Origin of the sequence: Corynebacterium sp. HMSC059E07, from assembly GCF_001814395.1 — a bacterium.
In the GTDB taxonomy this organism is placed as follows: domain Bacteria; phylum Actinomycetota; class Actinomycetes; order Mycobacteriales; family Mycobacteriaceae; genus Corynebacterium; species Corynebacterium hesseae.
In genome coordinates, this window is sequence record NZ_KV816306.1 from 1 (window position 1) to 704 (window position 704).

Here is a 704-nt window from a genome sequence, read left to right on the forward strand (position 1 = left end):
ACAACAAACAACTCAATACACCAAGCCCGCCACCATTGAGCAACCACTCAACGGTGACGGGCTTCTCCGTCGTTTTCGGTTTTCACGACTCTCCCCAACACCACCACGCCAGGCCCAGCACCGCTGCAAAAGTACAGACCCAAAAATGCAGACCTCCTAGCGACAGACCACGACACAGAAGCGCCCCACGAGCAGTGGCCTGCAGGTCTGCACATCCAGGTCTGCACTAATGGCCACACACAAACACACCAGCCCAGCTTCAAGATTCCGGAGGATATAGCCATTCAGATGTGGAGGATTGAGACGTTCGACCAGAGGCTCATACAGTAGAGAAGATGCTCCTTGAGCGCATCGGCTTATTAGAATCCTTCATATCAGTGCCTTGGCGGGAAAGTAAGGAATATGCGATGCGGTTCACCCAAACGTCAGCTACGTTTTCTCATTCCTACAACGCTGCTTTCCTCAGGGACCTGAAGTCTGTGCGCTTCAGCACACAGAATGGCAACCCTTCCTCTTCCAGGCTTCTCGATGCATTTTTGTCGAAGGGGCCAATACCGCAGGTACGTGATGGGCGCGGCGGTTTACTGTTCTTAGTCATTATGGTCGTGGCCTCGGCCTGTATTTTCCTCTTCGCTCTTCTGCTAAATGGCTTTGAAATCTCGTGGCTGTTTTGAGGTTACCCTCGTTTAGTGGACACCCTATTT

Annotated in this window: 1 protein-coding gene; it reads left to right on the forward strand. The window is 52.1% G+C overall.

The features are described from left to right. The first annotated feature begins 335 nt into the window (after positions 1-335). Positions 336-674 carry a hypothetical protein gene (locus HMPREF2967_RS06405; RefSeq protein WP_158014683.1) on the forward strand — a complete coding sequence of 113 codons (339 nt, stop codon included), beginning with the start codon at positions 336-338 and terminating at the stop codon, positions 672-674. Positions 675-704 lie beyond the last annotated feature (30 nt).